This window comes from Amaricoccus solimangrovi (assembly GCF_006385685.1).
GTDB classification, from domain to species: Bacteria; Pseudomonadota; Alphaproteobacteria; order Rhodobacterales; family Rhodobacteraceae; genus Amaricoccus; species Amaricoccus solimangrovi.
In genome coordinates this window covers 46,389-61,160 of record NZ_VFRP01000001.1, presented here as the reverse complement: position 1 = coordinate 61,160, position 14,772 = coordinate 46,389, and the positions used below count along the sequence as shown (strand labels likewise).

The window sequence follows — 14,772 nt, the reverse complement described above, 5'->3', positions numbered from 1 at the left end:
TTCGGAAGGGTCCGCGCTGTCCGGCCTAGCCCGCCCGGCGCTCCGGATCAAAGGGATTCCGAGACGGGCGCGGCGCGTTCCCCACCCCCGCCGCCGCCCCCGACGCCGCTTCGGCCGCCGGCGCGGCGTCGGCGATCTCGGCGAGCGCGGCCAGCACCAGTTCCGGCCCCGCCCCGGCGCGATGCGCGCCTTCCGAGAGCCGCCGCCGCCAGGCGCGCGCCCCCGGCCGGCCCTGGAACGCGCCCAGCATGTGGCGCGTGATCGCGTTGAGCGGCGTGCCGCGCGAGCGCTCCGCCTCGATATGGGGCAGCATCGCGCGCACCGCGGTCTCGGCCGCGACATCCTCCCCTTCGCCGAAGATCCGGCGATCGGCCGCGCCGAGCAGCGAGGGGTCGTGATAGGCCGCGCGGCCGATCATCACCCCGTCGATCCCCTGCGCGAGCAGCCGCTCGGCCATGCCGAGATCGGTGATCCCGCCGTTGATCGAGAGAGTGAGGTCCGGGAAGGCCGCCTTCATCCGGAGCACCAGCGGATGGTCGAGCGGCGGGATCTCGCGATTCTCCTTCGGGCTCAGCCCCTCGAGCCAGGCCTTTCGCGCGTGGATGGCGAAGGAGGCGACGCCGGCCGCGGCGATCCGTTCGAGAAAGGCGGGCAGCACCTCCTCCGGCTCCTGCTCGTCGACGCCGATCCGGCATTTCACCGTCACCGGCACGTCCCCGGCCGCGGCGATCATCGCCGCCGCGCAGTCGGCGACGAGACCGGGGCTCTTCATCAGCACCGCGCCGAAACAGCCCGAGCGCACGCGGTCGGAGGGGCAGCCGACGTTGAGGTTGATCTCGTCATAGCCGGCGGCGACGCCGATCCGCGTCGCCTCGGCGAGATCGGCGGGATCCGATCCGCCAAGCTGCAGCGCCACGGGATGCTCGGCCGCGCCATGTTCGAGCAGCCGCTCGCGCGGGCCCCGCAGGATCGCCCCGGTCGTCACCATCTCGGTATAGAGCAGCGCGCGCCGGGTGAAGTGCCGGTGAAAGGCCCGGCAGTGACGGTCCGTCCAGTCCATCATCGGGGCGACGGAGAGCCGGCCCGGCAAGGATTTTCTCATCTTTCCCTCGACATCGGTTCGCGGCGGCGCATCGGCCGGGCGCCCCCGGCGGAAGCGCCAGGACGCGACTCCCCGGGGAGCGCGGGTCGGCGCGCAGCTATACATGGGCGCGGCGGGGCCGCCAAGGCATCGGCGGGACCGGGGCGCCGCCGGTCCGGCGGGTAGGTATTTGGTCCAACTATCGCCCGCCCGGGCCGATGGCCGACACTCGCGGCATCGTTACCCCGGAAGATCGCGCGGGCGGGCCGGCACCGGACCGCCCGGCATCCGTGCCCGACTGCTGAGCGAGGACATCGTCATGTACCGACTGGCCGGCGCCCTGGCGCTCGCGCTCGTGTTTCCCCTCACCGCGCTGGCCGATCCGCTGCCTTCGTGGAACGACACCGCCTCGGAGACGGCGATCGTCGATTTCGTGACCAAGGTCACCGATCCCGCCTCGCCCGATTTCGTGCCCGAGGAGGAGCGGATCGCCGTCTTCGACAACGACGGCACGCTCTGGAGCGAGAAGCCGCTCTATTTCCAGGGGCTCTACGCGCTCGACAAGCTGCGGGAGAAGGCGAAGGCCGATCCCTCGATCCTGACGGACGACGTGCTCAGGGCCGCGAACGCGGGCGACATGAAGGGGGTGATGGCGGGCGGCGAGAAGGGGCTCGTCGAGATCCTGAACGTCTCGCATTCCGACATCTCGGTCGAGGATTTCCAGGCCAGCGCCCGCGACTGGATCACGGGCGCGAAACATCCGACGACCGGCCTCACCTACGCGGAAATGACCTATCAGCCGATGGTCGAACTGCTGAGCTATCTCCGCGACAACGGCTTCAGGACCTACATCGTCTCCGGCGGCGGCGTCGATTTCATGCGCTCGGTCTCGAAGAAGGCCTATGGCATCCCGACCTGGCAGGTGATCGGCTCCCAGGGCAAGACCGCCTACGAGGTCAGGGACGGCGTGCCGACGCTCTGGAAGGAGGGCGGCATCTTCTTCCTCGACGACAAGGCCGGAAAGCCGGTCGGGATCATCAGCGACATCGGCCAGCGCCCGATCTTCACGGCCGGCAATTCGGACGGCGATTTCCAGATGCTCGAATGGACGACGGCGGGCGAGGGTCCGCGCTTCGGCCTCATCGTCCACCACACCGATGCGAAGCGCGAATTCGCCTATGACCGCGACAGCGACGTCGGCAGGCTCGCGGAGGCGCTGGACCAGGCGCCGGCGCATGGCTGGGTCGTGGTCGACATGGCGAAGGACTGGAGCCGGATCTGGACCGGCGCGAAGTGAGCCCGACGAGGGGCGCCGCGACGGGCGCCCCTTCCCTTCCCGTTTTCGCTGCCATGGAGCTTCATTTTGTCACGTAGTCTTCTTCTCACCACCCTCGCCGTGACCGCGGTCGGCACGGCGGTTCTCGCGCAGGACCAGACCGCCGCCGGAAAGCCGAACATCCTGCTCATCATTTCCGACGACACCGGCTATGGCGATACCGGCCCCTATCTCGGCGGCGAGGCGCGCGGCATGCCGACGCCGAACATCGACCAGCTCGCCCGTGACGGGATGATGTTCACCTCGTTCTACGCGCAGCCGAGCTGCACGCCGGGCCGCGCGGCGATCCAGACCGGGCGCATCCCGAACCGTTCCGGCATGACCACCGTCGCCTTCCAGGGCCAGGGCGGCGGCCTGCCGGCGGCGGAATGGACGCTCGCCTCGGTGCTGAAGACCGGCGGCTACGACACCTATTTCACCGGCAAGTGGCATCTCGGCGAGGCGGATTACGCGCTGCCGAACGCCCAAGGCTACGACGTGATGAAATACGTCGGGCTCTATCACCTGAACGCCTATACCTACGCCGATCCGAAGTGGTTCCCGCAGATGCCCGAGGACCTGCGCGAGATGTTCGCGAAGGTCACCAAGGGCTCGCTCTCGGGCAAGGCGGGCGAGCCCGCGACCGAGGATTTCAAGATCAACGGCCAGTATGTCGACACGCCCGTGATCGACGGCAAGGAAGGCGTGGTCGGCATTCCGTTCTTCGACGGCTATGTCGAGAAGGCGGCGCTCGAATTCCTCGACGAGGCGGCGAAGAAGCCCGACACGCCCTGGTTCATCAACGTGAACTTCATGAAGGTGCACCAGCCGAACATGCCGGCGCCCGAATTCGAGGGCAAGTCGATCTCCAAGTCGAAATACGCCGATTCGGTGGTCGAGCTCGACAGCCGGATCGGCGACATCTTGAAGAAGCTCGACGAGATCGGCGAGCGCGACAACACGATCGTGTTCTGGACCACGGACAACGGCGCCTGGCAGGACGTCTATCCGGACGCGGGCTACACGCCCTTCCGCGGCACCAAGGGCACGGTGCGCGAGGGCGGCAACCGGGTGCCGGCGATCGTGCGCTGGCCGGGCAAGGTCGCGCCCGCTTCGAGGAGCGCGGCGGTCGTCGGCGGGCTCGACCTGATGGCGACCTTCGCCAGCGCGGCCGGGATCGACCTGCCGAAGGAGGATCGCGAGGGCAAGCCGATCATCTTCGACAGCTACGACATGGCGCCGGTCTGGGAGGGCACCGGCCCCTCCGAACGCAAGTCCTGGTTCTACTTCACCGAGGACGAGCTGACCCCCGGGGCGGCGCGCGTCGGCAACTACAAGGCGGTCTTCAACCTGCGCGGCGACGACGGCGCCCAGACCGGCGGGCTCGCGGTCGACACGAACCTCGGCTGGAAGGGGGCGACGAGCTACGTGGCGACCGTGCCGCAGGTCTTCGACCTGCTCGCCGATCCGCAGGAGCGCTACGACATCTTCATGAACAACTTCACCGAGACGACCTGGTACCTGCCGGTCATCAACGACGAGGTGACGAAGCTCATGAAGACCTACATCGACTACCCGCCGCGCAAGCTGCAGAGCGAGGGCTATTCCGGCCCGATCACCCTCTCGAACTACGAGAAGTTCCAGTGGGTGCGCGAGCAGCTCTCCAAGGACGGCGTTTCCCTCGGCCTGCCCTCGGGCAACTGAGGCCTCGGAACCGACACGCCCGCGCGCCCGGACGTTCCAGGCGCGCGGGCGAAGGCGCGGGTGCCGGCCGGGCGCGCGGCGCGCCGCCGGCCCGCCCGCGGATCCTGGCCATTCGGCGTCATGCGACAATCGCTCTCCCCGAAGTAGTTTCCGGCACCCGACACCGCGGCGTCGGGAATTTCGACGCCGTTGACCGGACCGCGACTTGGGCATATCAAATATTATCGAGAAGACCTGATTACGATTCAGCAGTCAGACCTTGACGCGGATTTGCCCGCGCCGGATCCTCTTTTTCGCGGAGACGGATGGAATGGCCAGAAATTTCGTGATGCTGTCGGTCGACGACATGCGGATGCTGACGAACTGGGGGCATTTCGCGCCGCTGGTCGAGACACCGAACATGGACCGGCTGGCCGCGCTCGGAACGACCTTCGACCGCGCCGTGGCGCAGGTTCCGGTCTGCAATCCCTCGCGCACCAGCGTCCTGTCCGGGCTGGAGCCCAGCCGGACCGGCGTGCTCGACAACTCCGTGGCCTGGGACGAGCGGGTGAACCCGGCCGACACGCTCTTCGGCGTGCTGAAGGCGGCCGGGATCCATGTCGGATCCTTCGGCAAGGTCTTCCACGACGAGACCGCGATCAGCGCCGCGCAGCAGGCGGTGATGTTCGACGAATTCGTCATGGGCTTTCCCTTCAGCGGAACCTCGTCGCAGGTGATCTCGGACGATGTCCGCCACGACAGCCCCTTCGCCGCGGGCCGCTATCGCGGGACGGATCTGCGCGACGACGCCACCGTCTCGCAGGCGCTCGACTTCCTCGACCGCGCCGGGGACCAGAGCGACCCCTTCTTCCTCGCCGTCGGGATCACCAAGCCGCATCTGAACTGGTGGGTGCCGTCGCGCTACTTCGATCTCTACGATCCGGCCGAGATCCGCGCCGCGCTCACCGAGAGCCTGCGGGACGGGACGATCATCCCCGGCAACGGCGAGTATTTCGATGTTCCGCCGATGACGATCCCGTCGCCCTACCAGCCGCAGATGGCGGAGGATCTCGATCTCTGGGTCGACTACATCCACGCCTATCTCGCCGCGGTCAGCTACGCCGATGCCAAGGTGGGCCAGATCCTGAGCGCGGTGCGCGGCGATCCCGCGCTGGCGGGAAACACCTCGATCCTGCTCTGGAGCGATCACGGCTACCACCTCGGCGACAAGGACCAGTGGGGCAAGTTCACCCACTGGAAAGAGGCGACCCAGGTGCCGCTGATCCTCGTCGAACCCGGCGAGCGGGCGGGCCAGATCGCGCATCAGGTGGTGAGCCTGACCGACATCTTCCCGACGGTGCTCGATTCGATGGGCGTGGACCTTCCCGCGCGCCTCGGGCTTCAGGGCGACAGCCTGATGCCGATCGTCGGCGATGTCGATGCGAGCTGGTACAACGCCTCGAACGGCCGCGGCATCGCGCTGACGACGGTGAACGGTTCGGTCTCGATCCGGGTCGACCTGCCCTCGGGCGACGAATACCGCTACACGCGCTACCCGGACGGGACCCAGGAACTCTACAACCTCACCCGCGACCCGAACGAACATGTCAACCGCGTCCATTACGATACCGGCGAGGGGCTGACCGCCGCGGACAACGCGATCCGCGACACGCTCGGCGCGCTGATGGATGGCCAGCTCGCGCAGAACGGCTATCTGATGAGCGACGGCGTCCACCGCGCGAACGGCACCGGCGCGGACGAGATCCTGATCACGACCAACGGGCCGGGCAGCAACGTGCTCGCGGGCGGCGGCGGCGACGATACCTACGTGGTCTACGACCCCGTCACGATCATCGAGGCGAGCGGCGGCGGCACCGACATGATCGTGATGCGCGACGAGGCGATGGAGGCCGATTTCGCCATTCCCGCGAATGTGGAGATCATCCAGATCAACGGGCCGAGCTTCACCGGCAATGGCGCCGCCAACCGGATCATCGGCAGTTCCATCGGCAACCGGCTCGCCGGCGGGGGCGGCAACGACGTCCTCTCGGGGCTCGGCGGGGCCGACAACCTGCTCGGCGGGGGCGGCAACGACCGGCTGCGCGGCTCCTTCGCCAACGACCGCCTGACGGGCGGCGCCGGCCGCGACACGCTCGACGGCGGGTCCGCGGCCGATACCTTCGCCTTCACGGCCGCGAGCGACTCGACCCAGACGGCGCCCGACACCATCGCGGGTTTCGACGGGCCGCGGAAATCCACCGGAGGCGACCGGATCGACCTCTCGGCGATCGATGCCAACACCCAGGTTTCCGGCAACCAGGCGTTCCAGTACGGCGGCTCGGGCGCCGGGCATCTGCGGCTCGTCGACGTGGGCGGAAACACCGAGGTTCTCGGCAATACCGACGGTGATTCGACGCCGGAGCTCCGGATCATCATCCAGGACGGCTCGGTCACCGCGAGCAGTTACGGCGCGCCGGATTTCGTGCTCTGACACCGCGCCCCTCGGGGCGGACGCGCCTTGCCTTCGGGCCGGGCGCGTCGCATTTTGGGCCACGCAATGCCCCGTGCCCGTCAGGGGCGAGGAGGTCGCCCGATGAACAAGCAGGTCCGCTCAACCGCCGTTCCCGCCGGGATGAAGGCCATTCCGGGGGGCGCGTTCACGATGGGCTCCGACAGCCATTACCCGGAGGAGGCGCCGGCGCATCGGGTGAAGGTGGCGCCCTTCCTGATGGACGAGACGACGGTGACGAACCGCCAGTTCGCCGCCTTCGTCCAGGCGACCGGCCATGTCACCGTCGCCGAGCGCGCGCTCGACCCGGCGCTCTATCCGAAGGCCTCGCCGGAGGAACTCGCCCCCGGCGCGCTGGTGTTCCGGATGACCGCGGGGCCGGTCGACACGCGCGATTTCCGCAACTGGTGGCACTGGGTGCCCGGCACGAGCTGGCGCCATCCCGAGGGGCCGGGCAGTTCGGTGAAGGGGCGCAAGGATCATCCGGTGGTCCATGTCGCCTACGAGGATGCCGAGGCCTATGCGAAATGGGCCGGCAAGGCGCTGCCGACCGAGGCGGAATGGGAATACGCGGCGCGCGGCGGGCTCGAGGGCCGCGAATTCGCCTGGGGCGACGAGCTGGCGCCGCGCGGCCGGCATGTCGCGAACACCTGGCAGGGCGCCTTCCCCTGGCAGAACCTCGCCGAGGACGGATTCGAGCGCACCTGCCCGGTCAGGAGCTTCCCGCCGAACGGCTACGGGCTCTACGAGGTCTGCGGCAATGTCTGGGAATGGACCTCCGACTGGTGGGGCGCGAAACACGCGCCGGCCAATCCGGACAAGCCCTCCTGCTGCGCGGCCGACAACCCGAGGGGCGGCGTGATGCTGTCGAGCTACGATCCGACGCAGCCCGGAACGCCGATCCCGCGCAAGGTGCTGAAGGGCGGCTCCTTCCTCTGCGCGCCCTCCTACTGCCGGCGCTACCGCCCGGCGGCGCGCCACGCGCAGATGGTGGACACGGGCATGAGCCATCTGGGCTTCCGCTGCGTGATCCGCCCCGGGCGCCGCGCCGCCGGCAAGGACTGACGCGCGCCTCAGGACCAGCCGGTATAGAGCACGCTCAGGATCACGCCGTCGCGGTTGGCCGAGCAGGCCCAGGGCGCCTTCCTGCCCGGCGCCAGCGCCCGCACCTCGGTTCCCGACGGCGTCCGGATCACGTCGACCGGCCTCACCTCCGCGACCGACACCCCGACCTTGCGCGCGACCTCGGCCCTGCAGGCGGAGACGATCGGCCCCTGGACGCCGCGGCTCGTCGCCATCGGCGTCGTGGCGGGCGCGTCGCAGCTGGCGAGCAGGGGCAGCGCGGTCAGGAGCGCGATCGACGCGGCGCGCATCGGTTTTCCCATGGTCTTTTTCTCCTTCGTTGCCATCGGGGAGGTGGCCCCGCCCCGCCGGAAGACAAGCGCCGCAACGCGGCGCGCGCCGCCCGGGCGTTCGCGGCGTCGCTTCCGCCCGGAGGGGGCGGCGGAGCCGGGGCGTTCACGGTTTCCTTGACACGTTCTTTGACACGGGGCCTCTCCTGTGGGAAGGGACCGGGACACCTTCAGGCCATGCCGGAACCGCTCCGCTCCGGAGAGGCCGCGGCATGGCCCGGAGGGATCCGCCGGGGCGTGCCCGCCCCCCGCGGTTCGACCCGGGAATTTCATCGGCCTCGCTCCCGCAAGGGTCCGGGCCTTTTCGTTTTCGATCGGCGTTCGCGACCGCGAGCCGCTTGCATGGTGCGAGGACTGCCTCGATGAGTACCGTTCAGGGCGCGCCCGCCCCCCTCCCCGCCTGGAGCCCGCGTTTCGTGCTACGCGAAAGCCTCGCGGGCATCGTCACCGCGCTGGCGCTGGTGCCCGAGGTGATCTCCTTCTCCTTCATCTCCGGCGTCGATCCGACCTCGGCGCTCGTCGCCTCGATCGTGCTCTGCCTCGTCATGTCGGCGCTCGGCGGGCGGCCGGCGATGGTGACGGCGGCGGCCGGATCGATCGCGCTCGTCGTCGGCCCGATGGTTCAGGCGCACGGGACGGGATACATCCTGCCGACCGTGCTCCTCGCGGGCGCGATCCAGATCGTCTTCGGCTTCGCCGGGCTCGCGCGGCTGATGCGCTTCGTGCCTCGGTCGGTGATGATCGGCTTCGTGAACGCCCTCGGCATCCTGATCTTCGCCGCGCAGGTGCCGCACGCGGTCCATGGCGGCCTTCCGGTCTACGCGCTCTTCGCGCTGACGGTCGCGATCGTGCTCGCCGCGCCGCGGCTGACGACCGCGGTCCCCGCGCCGCTCATCGCCATCGCCGCGGTCACCGTCATCGCGGTCGCGGGCGGGCTCGACGTGCCGAACGTGGGCGGGGAGGGTTCGATGGGCGGGCTGCCCGGGCTGACCGAACTCGTGGTGCCGCTCAACCTCCAGACCTTCCACATCGTCTGGCCGAGCGCGCTCTCGGTCGCCTTCGTGGGCCTGCTCGAGACGCTGCTAACCGCGAAGCTGGTGGACGAGATCACCGACACCCGCTCGCACAAGGGCAAGGAATCCTGGGCGCTCGGCGTCGCGAACATCCTCGCCGGGCTCTGGGGCGGGATCGGCGGCTGCGCGATGATCGGCCAGACCATCGTCAACGTGAAGATCGGCAATGCCCGCGCCCGGCTCTCGACCGCCGTGGCCGGGGTCGCGATGCTGCTGCTCGTCACGGTGCTCTCGGGCGTGATGGCGCGCATCCCGATCGTGGCGCTCGCCGCGGTGATGATGATCGTCGCGGTCAAGACCGTGAACTGGCACAGCGTCCGCCCCGCGACGCTGCGCCGGATGCCGCTGCCGGAGACGGCGGTGATGCTCTCGACCGTCGCGCTGACGGTGGCGACGGGCAATCTCGCGATCGGCGTCGGCTGCGGCGTGCTGCTCGCCATGGCGCTCTTCGCCCGGCGCGTCGCCCATGTGATCAACGTGGAGCGCGAGGCCGGGCCGGACGGGGCGGTGCGTTATCTCGTGCAGGGTCCGCTCTTCTTCGGCAGCAGCAACGACCTCTTCGAGCATTTCGCCTATGCCGAGGATCCCGAACACGTGTCGATCGACCTGACCGGATCGCAGATCTGGGACGCGTCGAGCGTCGCCTCGCTCGACTCGATCATCGACCGGTTCAACGCCCATGGCACCGAGGTCACGCTGATCGGCCTCGACCGGCGCAGTTCGAGCTTCTACGGCCGGCTGAGCGGCGCGCTCGGCCCCGGGGGCTGAGATCGCGCGGCTGAGACCGCGCGGCTGAGCGCCCGCGGTGCGCCGGAACGCGGAACCCTCCCGCGGCGCCCGGGTTCTCAATCCGACCGGCGGCCCGGTCAGGTTGCGACCCCGGGATCGTTCGCCTAGACTTGGCCCCTCAAGCGAAAAGATACGAACGGATGGGCAGCGCATGTGCGGACTCTGCGGCGAAATCACTTTTGACGGCGCGCCGGCGTCGGCGGGACGGATCGAGGCGATGGCCCGCTGCATGGCGCCCCGCGGCCCCGACGGCTACGGCGTCGTGCTGCGCGGACGCGTCGCCTTCGGGCATCGCCGGCTCCGGATCATCGACCTGAGCGAGGCCTCGTCCCAGCCGTTCGAGGATACCGCGCTCGGCCTCACCATCGCCTTCAACGGCTGCGTCTACAATTACAGGGAACTCCGCGCCGAGCTCGAAGGCAAGGGCCATGTCTTCGCCTCGCACGGCGACACGGAGGTGATCCTGAAGGCCTGGGCCGAATGGGGCCCGGCCTCGGTCGGCCGGCTCCTCGGCATGTTCGCCTTCGCGATCCACGACCGCGCGACCGGCCGGCTCTCTCTCGTGCGAGACCGGTTCGGGATCAAGCCGCTCTATTACGCGGAAGTCGGCAACACGCTCCGCTTCGCCTCCACCCTGCCCGCGATCCTCGCGGCGGGCGGCGTCGATACCTCGATCGACCGCGTGGCGCTGCACCACTACATGACCTGGCACGCCGTCGTGCCGCCGCCGCGCACGCTGCTCAACGGCGTGCGCAAGCTGCCGCCCGCGACGATCCGCACGGTGGAGCCCGACGGGCGCACCAGCGACGTGATCTACTGGAGCCCGCGGTTCGAGCGGACGCCGGAGGAACTGGCGCTGTCGCCGGAGGAGTGGCGCGACCGGGTGCTCGACTCGCTCCGGACGGCGGTCCGGCGCCGGATGGTCGCGGACGTGCCGGTGGGCGTGCTGCTCTCGGGCGGCGTCGATTCCTCCCTGATCGTCGGCCTGCTCGCGGAGGAGGGGCAGAAGGATCTCGCCACCTATTCGATCGGCTTCGAGGAGGCGAATGGCGAGAAGGGCGACGAATTCACCTATTCCGACCTGATCGCCCGACGCTACGGCACCGACCACCACAAGATCTTCATCCCGTCCGAGGAGATGCGCGAGCACCTGCCCGATGCGATCGCCGCGATGTCCGAGCCGATGGTCAGCTACGACAACATCGGCTTCTATCTGCTGAGCCGCGAGGTCGCCAAGACGATCAAGGTCGTGCAGTCGGGACAGGGCGCGGACGAGGTCTTCGCCGGCTACAACTGGTATCAGGCGCTGGCGCGGTCGAACGATCCGGTGAGCGATTATTCCGAGGCCTTCTTCGACCGGCCGCATGCGACGCTCGCGACCCAGCTTTCGCCCGAATACATGGCCGACCGCGACGAGAGCCTCGAATTCGTGCGCGCGCATTTCGCGATGGCCGGCGCCGACGCGCCGGTCGAGAAGGCGCTCCGGCTCGACACCAACGTGATGCTGGTCGACGATCCGGTGAAACGGGTCGATAACATGACGATGGCCTGGGGGCTCGAGGCGCGCGTGCCCTTCCTCGACCACGAACTGGTCGAACTCGCCGCGCGGGTGCCGGCGGAACTGAAGCTCGCGCAGGGCGGCAAGGGCATCCTGAAGGAAGTGGCGCGCCAGGTGGTGCCGGCGGAGGTGATCGACCGGCCGAAGGGCTATTTCCCGGTGCCCGCGCTCAAGTACATCGACGGGCCTTACCTCGAGATGGTGCGCGACGCGCTGACCGCGCCGGTGGCGAAGGAGCGCGGCCTCTTCCGGGGCGAATGGCTCGACGCGCTCTTCGCCAATCCGACCGCGCATATCACCAGGCTGCGCGGCTCCGAACTCTGGCAGGCGGCGCTCCTGGAGATGTGGTTGCAGAAGCAGGGGATCGCGGCGTGAGGGAGCCCGACCAGCGCCGCCGCCGGGCGGAGCAGCAGCACCGCCTGCGCCGGGACCGGATCCTGCCGACGATCCCTTCCGAAAACGCGGCCGACGAGGATGCGAGCATCGATTGCGGCTGGGGGAGGCTCATCTTCGCCAATACCTATGCGAGCCCCGACCGGCTCGCGGAGGAACTGCGGGCGGAGCAGGCCGACCGGCGCGACATCGCCTTCTATGTCCGTGACCCGCATGTGCTGCTCGCCACCGCGCCGCAGGAGCTTTTCCTCGACCCGTCGCACACCTTCCGGCTCGACCTCGGCACCTACCGGGCGCGGCACCGCAAGGCGCGCGGCTTCTTCATCCGCCGCCTCTCGACCCAGCGCGACGCCGAGGCGCTCAACGTGATCTACGGCGCGCGCGGCATGGTGCCGGTTCCGCCCGACTTCTTCTGGAGCCGGCGCGACGACCGGGCGCTGACCGTGCTCGTCGCCGAGGACGCGGAGACGGGCGACGTGCTCGGCTCGGTGATGGGCGTCGATCACGCCCGCGCCTTCAACGATCCCGAGCGCGGCTCCTCGCTCTGGTGCCTCGCGGTCTCGCCGCAGGCGCCGCACGCGGGGCTCGGGGAAAGCCTGGTGCGCCGGCTCGCCGAGCATCTCGCGGCGCGGGGCGCGAGCTACATGGATCTCTCCGTCCTGCACGACAACGAGCAGGCGATCGCGCTCTACGAGAAGCTCGGCTTCCGCCGCGTCCCGGTCTTCGCGGTGAAGCGCAAGAACCCGATCAACGAGAAGCTCTTCGCCGGCCCCGTCGCGGAGGACGACCGGCTCAACCCCTATGCCCGGATCATCGTGAACGAGGCGCGCCGACGCGGCATCCATGTCGAACTGCTCGATCCCGAGGGCGGGTTCTTCCGGCTGACCTACGGCGGCCGCTCGGTCCGCTGCCGCGAGTCGCTTTCCGAATTCACCTCCGCCGTCGCCATGTCGATCTGCGACGACAAGCGCGTGACCCGCCGGCTGGTCGAGGCGGCGGGCGTGAATGTGCCCGCGCAGATGACCGGCGGCGCGGCGGAGGAGCGCGCGGCCTTCCTCGCGGAGCACGGCTCGGTCGTGGTGAAGCCCGCGCGCGGCGAGCAGGGCCGCGGCATCTCGGTCGGGCTCACCACGCCGGAGGAGGTCGAGCAGGCGATGGCCGCCGCGCGCGAGGTCTGCGACGAGGTGCTGCTGGAGGCTTGTTTCGACGGCGAGGACCTGCGGCTCGTCGTGATCGACTTCCGCGTCGTCGCCGCCGCGATCCGGCGGCCCGCCCGCATCGTCGGCGACGGCAGGGCGAGCGCGCGCGAGCTCATCGAGACCCAGAGCCGCCGCCGCGCCGCGGCGACCGGCGGCGAGAGCCGGATCCCGCTCGACGCGGAGACCGAACGCTGCCTCGCCGCCGCCGGTTTCGGCCTCGACGACGTGCCCCCCGAGGGGCTGGAGGTCGCCGTGCGCCGCACCGCGAACCTGCACACCGGCGGCACGATCCACGACGTGACCGGCGAGACCCATCCCGCGCTGATCGACGCCGCCATCGCCGCCGCCCGCGCGATCGACATTCCGGTGACCGGCGTCGATCTCATGGTGAAGAGCCCGCGCGGCCCCGACTACATCTTCGTCGAGGCGAACGAGCGCCCCGGCCTCGCCAATCACGACCCTCAGCCGACGGCCGAGCGCTTCATCGACCTGCTCTTTCCGCTGTCGATGCCGGCCGCGGCCCGGACAGCCCAGCGGAGGATCCTCGGATGAACCGACCCGACGTCCCGCGCGCCGGCGCGCGCCTCGAGATTGACATCGACTATCTGCGCGAGCAGCTCGAGGGGCTGCTCGCCGTGCCGAGCCCGACCGGCTATACCGACAACGCGGTGCGCCATCTCTGCGGCGAGCTCGACAAGCTCGGCGTCGGCTACGACCTGACGCGGCGCGGCGCGGTGCGCGCGCATCTGCGTGGCCAGTCCGCGAACGGCGCGCGCGCGGTGGTCGGCCATCTCGACACGCTCGGCGCGCAGGTGAAGGCGCTGAAGCCGAACGGGCGGCTGGAACTGGTGCCGATCGGCAGCTGGTCGGCGCGCTTCGCCGAGGGCGCGCGCACGATCATCTTCTCCGAGAAGGGCGCCTATCGCGGCACGATCCTGCCGCTCCGCGCCTCCGGCCACACCTTCGGGGACGAGGTCGACACGCTGCCGGTGGGCTGGGAGCATGTCGAGCTTCGCGTCGACGCCTATGCCTCCTCGGTCGACGACCTGACCCATCTCGGGATCGACGTCGGCGACATCGTCGCGATCGACCCGCAGCCGGAGTTCCTCGACAACGGCTTCATCGTCTCGCGCCATCTCGACAACAAGGCGGGCTGCGCGATCATGATGGCGGCGCTCAAGGCGCTGAAGGAGGGGGCGGAGGCGCCGCCGGTCGATATCTACTGGCTCTTCACCATCGCGGAGGAGGTCGGCCACGGCGCGGCCTCGATCCTGCTCCCCGACATCGCGGAGATGGTCGCGGTCGACAACGGCACCTCGGCGCCGGGGCAGAATTCCTCCGAATTCGGCGTGACCATCGCGATGGCCGACATGACCGGGCCGTTCGACTTCCACCTGACGCGCCGGCTGGTCGAGCTCTGCGACGCGCATGACATCCGGCGGCGCAAGGACGTGTTCCGCCACTACCGCTCCGACAGCGCGAGCGCGGTCGAGGCGGGGGCGGATGTGCGCACCGCGCTCATCACCTTCGGCGTCGACGCGAGCCACGGCTACGAGCGCATCCACATGCACGCGCTGCGCTCCTGCTCCGAACTGCTCACGGTCTTCACGCTGAGCGACATGGAGCTCAAGCGCGACGCGCGGCCGATCAGCGGGCTCGCCGGCTTCCCGCGGCAGCCGACCCTGCCGGCGGTCCAGGCGCTCAGCCCGGATTCGCGTCCGCCCGAGGGCGAGACGGACTGACAGCCCGCTCGCCAGCGG

At 69.7% G+C, this 14,772-nt stretch carries 10 protein-coding genes; 8 read left to right on the top strand and 2 right to left on the bottom strand.

Going from position 1 to position 14,772, the window contains the following annotated elements:
- Window positions 1-25 precede the first annotated feature (25 nt).
- Window positions 26-1,102, bottom strand: a complete 1,077-nt coding sequence (gene dusA / locus FJM51_RS00250) for a tRNA dihydrouridine(20/20a) synthase DusA (RefSeq protein ID WP_140452097.1) — start codon at window positions 1,100-1,102, stop codon at window positions 26-28.
- Between the two features lie 298 nt (window positions 1,103-1,400).
- Here dusA and FJM51_RS00245 point away from each other — a divergent pair, with 298 nt between their 5' ends.
- From FJM51_RS00245 to FJM51_RS00230, 4 genes are all read left to right on the top strand, one after another.
- Entirely contained in the window at window positions 1,401-2,378 is a 978-nt protein-coding gene (locus tag FJM51_RS00245; protein WP_140452096.1) for an HAD family hydrolase, read from the top strand.
- Window positions 2,379-2,444: 66 nt separating this feature from the next.
- A complete protein-coding gene (locus tag FJM51_RS00240; protein ID WP_233712914.1) occupies window positions 2,445-4,100 on the top strand; it encodes an arylsulfatase in 1,656 nt (551 codons plus the stop codon).
- Between the two features lie 310 nt (window positions 4,101-4,410).
- Complete coding sequence (locus FJM51_RS00235) at window positions 4,411-6,570, top strand: sulfatase-like hydrolase/transferase (protein WP_140452094.1); 2,160 nt, start codon at window positions 4,411-4,413, stop codon at window positions 6,568-6,570.
- Window positions 6,571-6,672: 102 nt separating this feature from the next.
- Window positions 6,673-7,653: a formylglycine-generating enzyme family protein gene (locus FJM51_RS00230; protein ID WP_140452093.1), complete on the top strand. Its 981-nt coding sequence runs from the start codon at window positions 6,673-6,675 to the stop codon at window positions 7,651-7,653.
- Window positions 7,654-7,661: 8 nt separating this feature from the next.
- Here FJM51_RS00230 and FJM51_RS00225 read toward each other — a convergent pair whose 3' ends face one another.
- Window positions 7,662-7,973 (bottom strand): hypothetical protein, encoded by a 312-nt coding sequence (locus FJM51_RS00225; RefSeq protein ID WP_140452092.1) that lies wholly within the window; start codon window positions 7,971-7,973, stop codon window positions 7,662-7,664.
- A 389-nt stretch (window positions 7,974-8,362) separates the two neighbouring features.
- Here FJM51_RS00225 and FJM51_RS00220 point away from each other — a divergent pair, with 389 nt between their 5' ends.
- The 4 genes from FJM51_RS00220 (at window position 8,363) to FJM51_RS00205 (ending at window position 14,754) form a co-directional block, all read left to right on the top strand.
- Window positions 8,363-9,841 (top strand): SulP family inorganic anion transporter, encoded by a 1,479-nt coding sequence (locus tag FJM51_RS00220; protein WP_140452091.1) that lies wholly within the window; start codon window positions 8,363-8,365, stop codon window positions 9,839-9,841.
- 172 nt (window positions 9,842-10,013) lie between these two features.
- Window positions 10,014-11,795, top strand: coding sequence for an N-acetylglutaminylglutamine amidotransferase (locus tag FJM51_RS00215; protein WP_140452090.1), 1,782 nt, complete (start codon window positions 10,014-10,016; stop codon window positions 11,793-11,795).
- Entirely contained in the window at window positions 11,792-13,564 is a 1,773-nt protein-coding gene (gene ngg, locus FJM51_RS00210; protein WP_233712913.1) for an N-acetylglutaminylglutamine synthetase, read from the top strand. The genes FJM51_RS00215 and ngg overlap by 4 nt, the downstream gene beginning before the upstream one ends.
- A complete protein-coding gene (locus FJM51_RS00205) occupies window positions 13,561-14,754 on the top strand; it encodes an osmoprotectant NAGGN system M42 family peptidase (protein WP_140452088.1) in 1,194 nt (397 codons plus the stop codon). Before ngg ends, FJM51_RS00205 begins: the two co-directional genes overlap by 4 nt.
- The last annotated feature ends 18 nt before the right edge of the window (window positions 14,755-14,772 follow it).

Coding starts and splice junctions, on each gene's coding strand:
- dusA (WP_140452097.1), bottom strand. CDS start 1,102: ATGAGAAAATCCTTGCCGGGCCGGCTCTCCGTCGCCCCGATGATGGAC.
- FJM51_RS00205 (WP_140452088.1), top strand. CDS start 13,561: ATGAACCGACCCGACGTCCCGCGCGCCGGCGCGCGCCTCGAGATTGAC.
- FJM51_RS00215 (WP_140452090.1), top strand. CDS start 10,014: ATGTGCGGACTCTGCGGCGAAATCACTTTTGACGGCGCGCCGGCGTCG.
- FJM51_RS00230 (WP_140452093.1), top strand. CDS start 6,673: ATGAACAAGCAGGTCCGCTCAACCGCCGTTCCCGCCGGGATGAAGGCC.
- FJM51_RS00235 (WP_140452094.1), top strand. CDS start 4,411: ATGGCCAGAAATTTCGTGATGCTGTCGGTCGACGACATGCGGATGCTG.
- FJM51_RS00225 (WP_140452092.1), bottom strand. CDS start 7,973: ATGGGAAAACCGATGCGCGCCGCGTCGATCGCGCTCCTGACCGCGCTG.
- FJM51_RS00245 (WP_140452096.1), top strand. CDS start 1,401: ATGTACCGACTGGCCGGCGCCCTGGCGCTCGCGCTCGTGTTTCCCCTC.
- FJM51_RS00220 (WP_140452091.1), top strand. CDS start 8,363: ATGAGTACCGTTCAGGGCGCGCCCGCCCCCCTCCCCGCCTGGAGCCCG.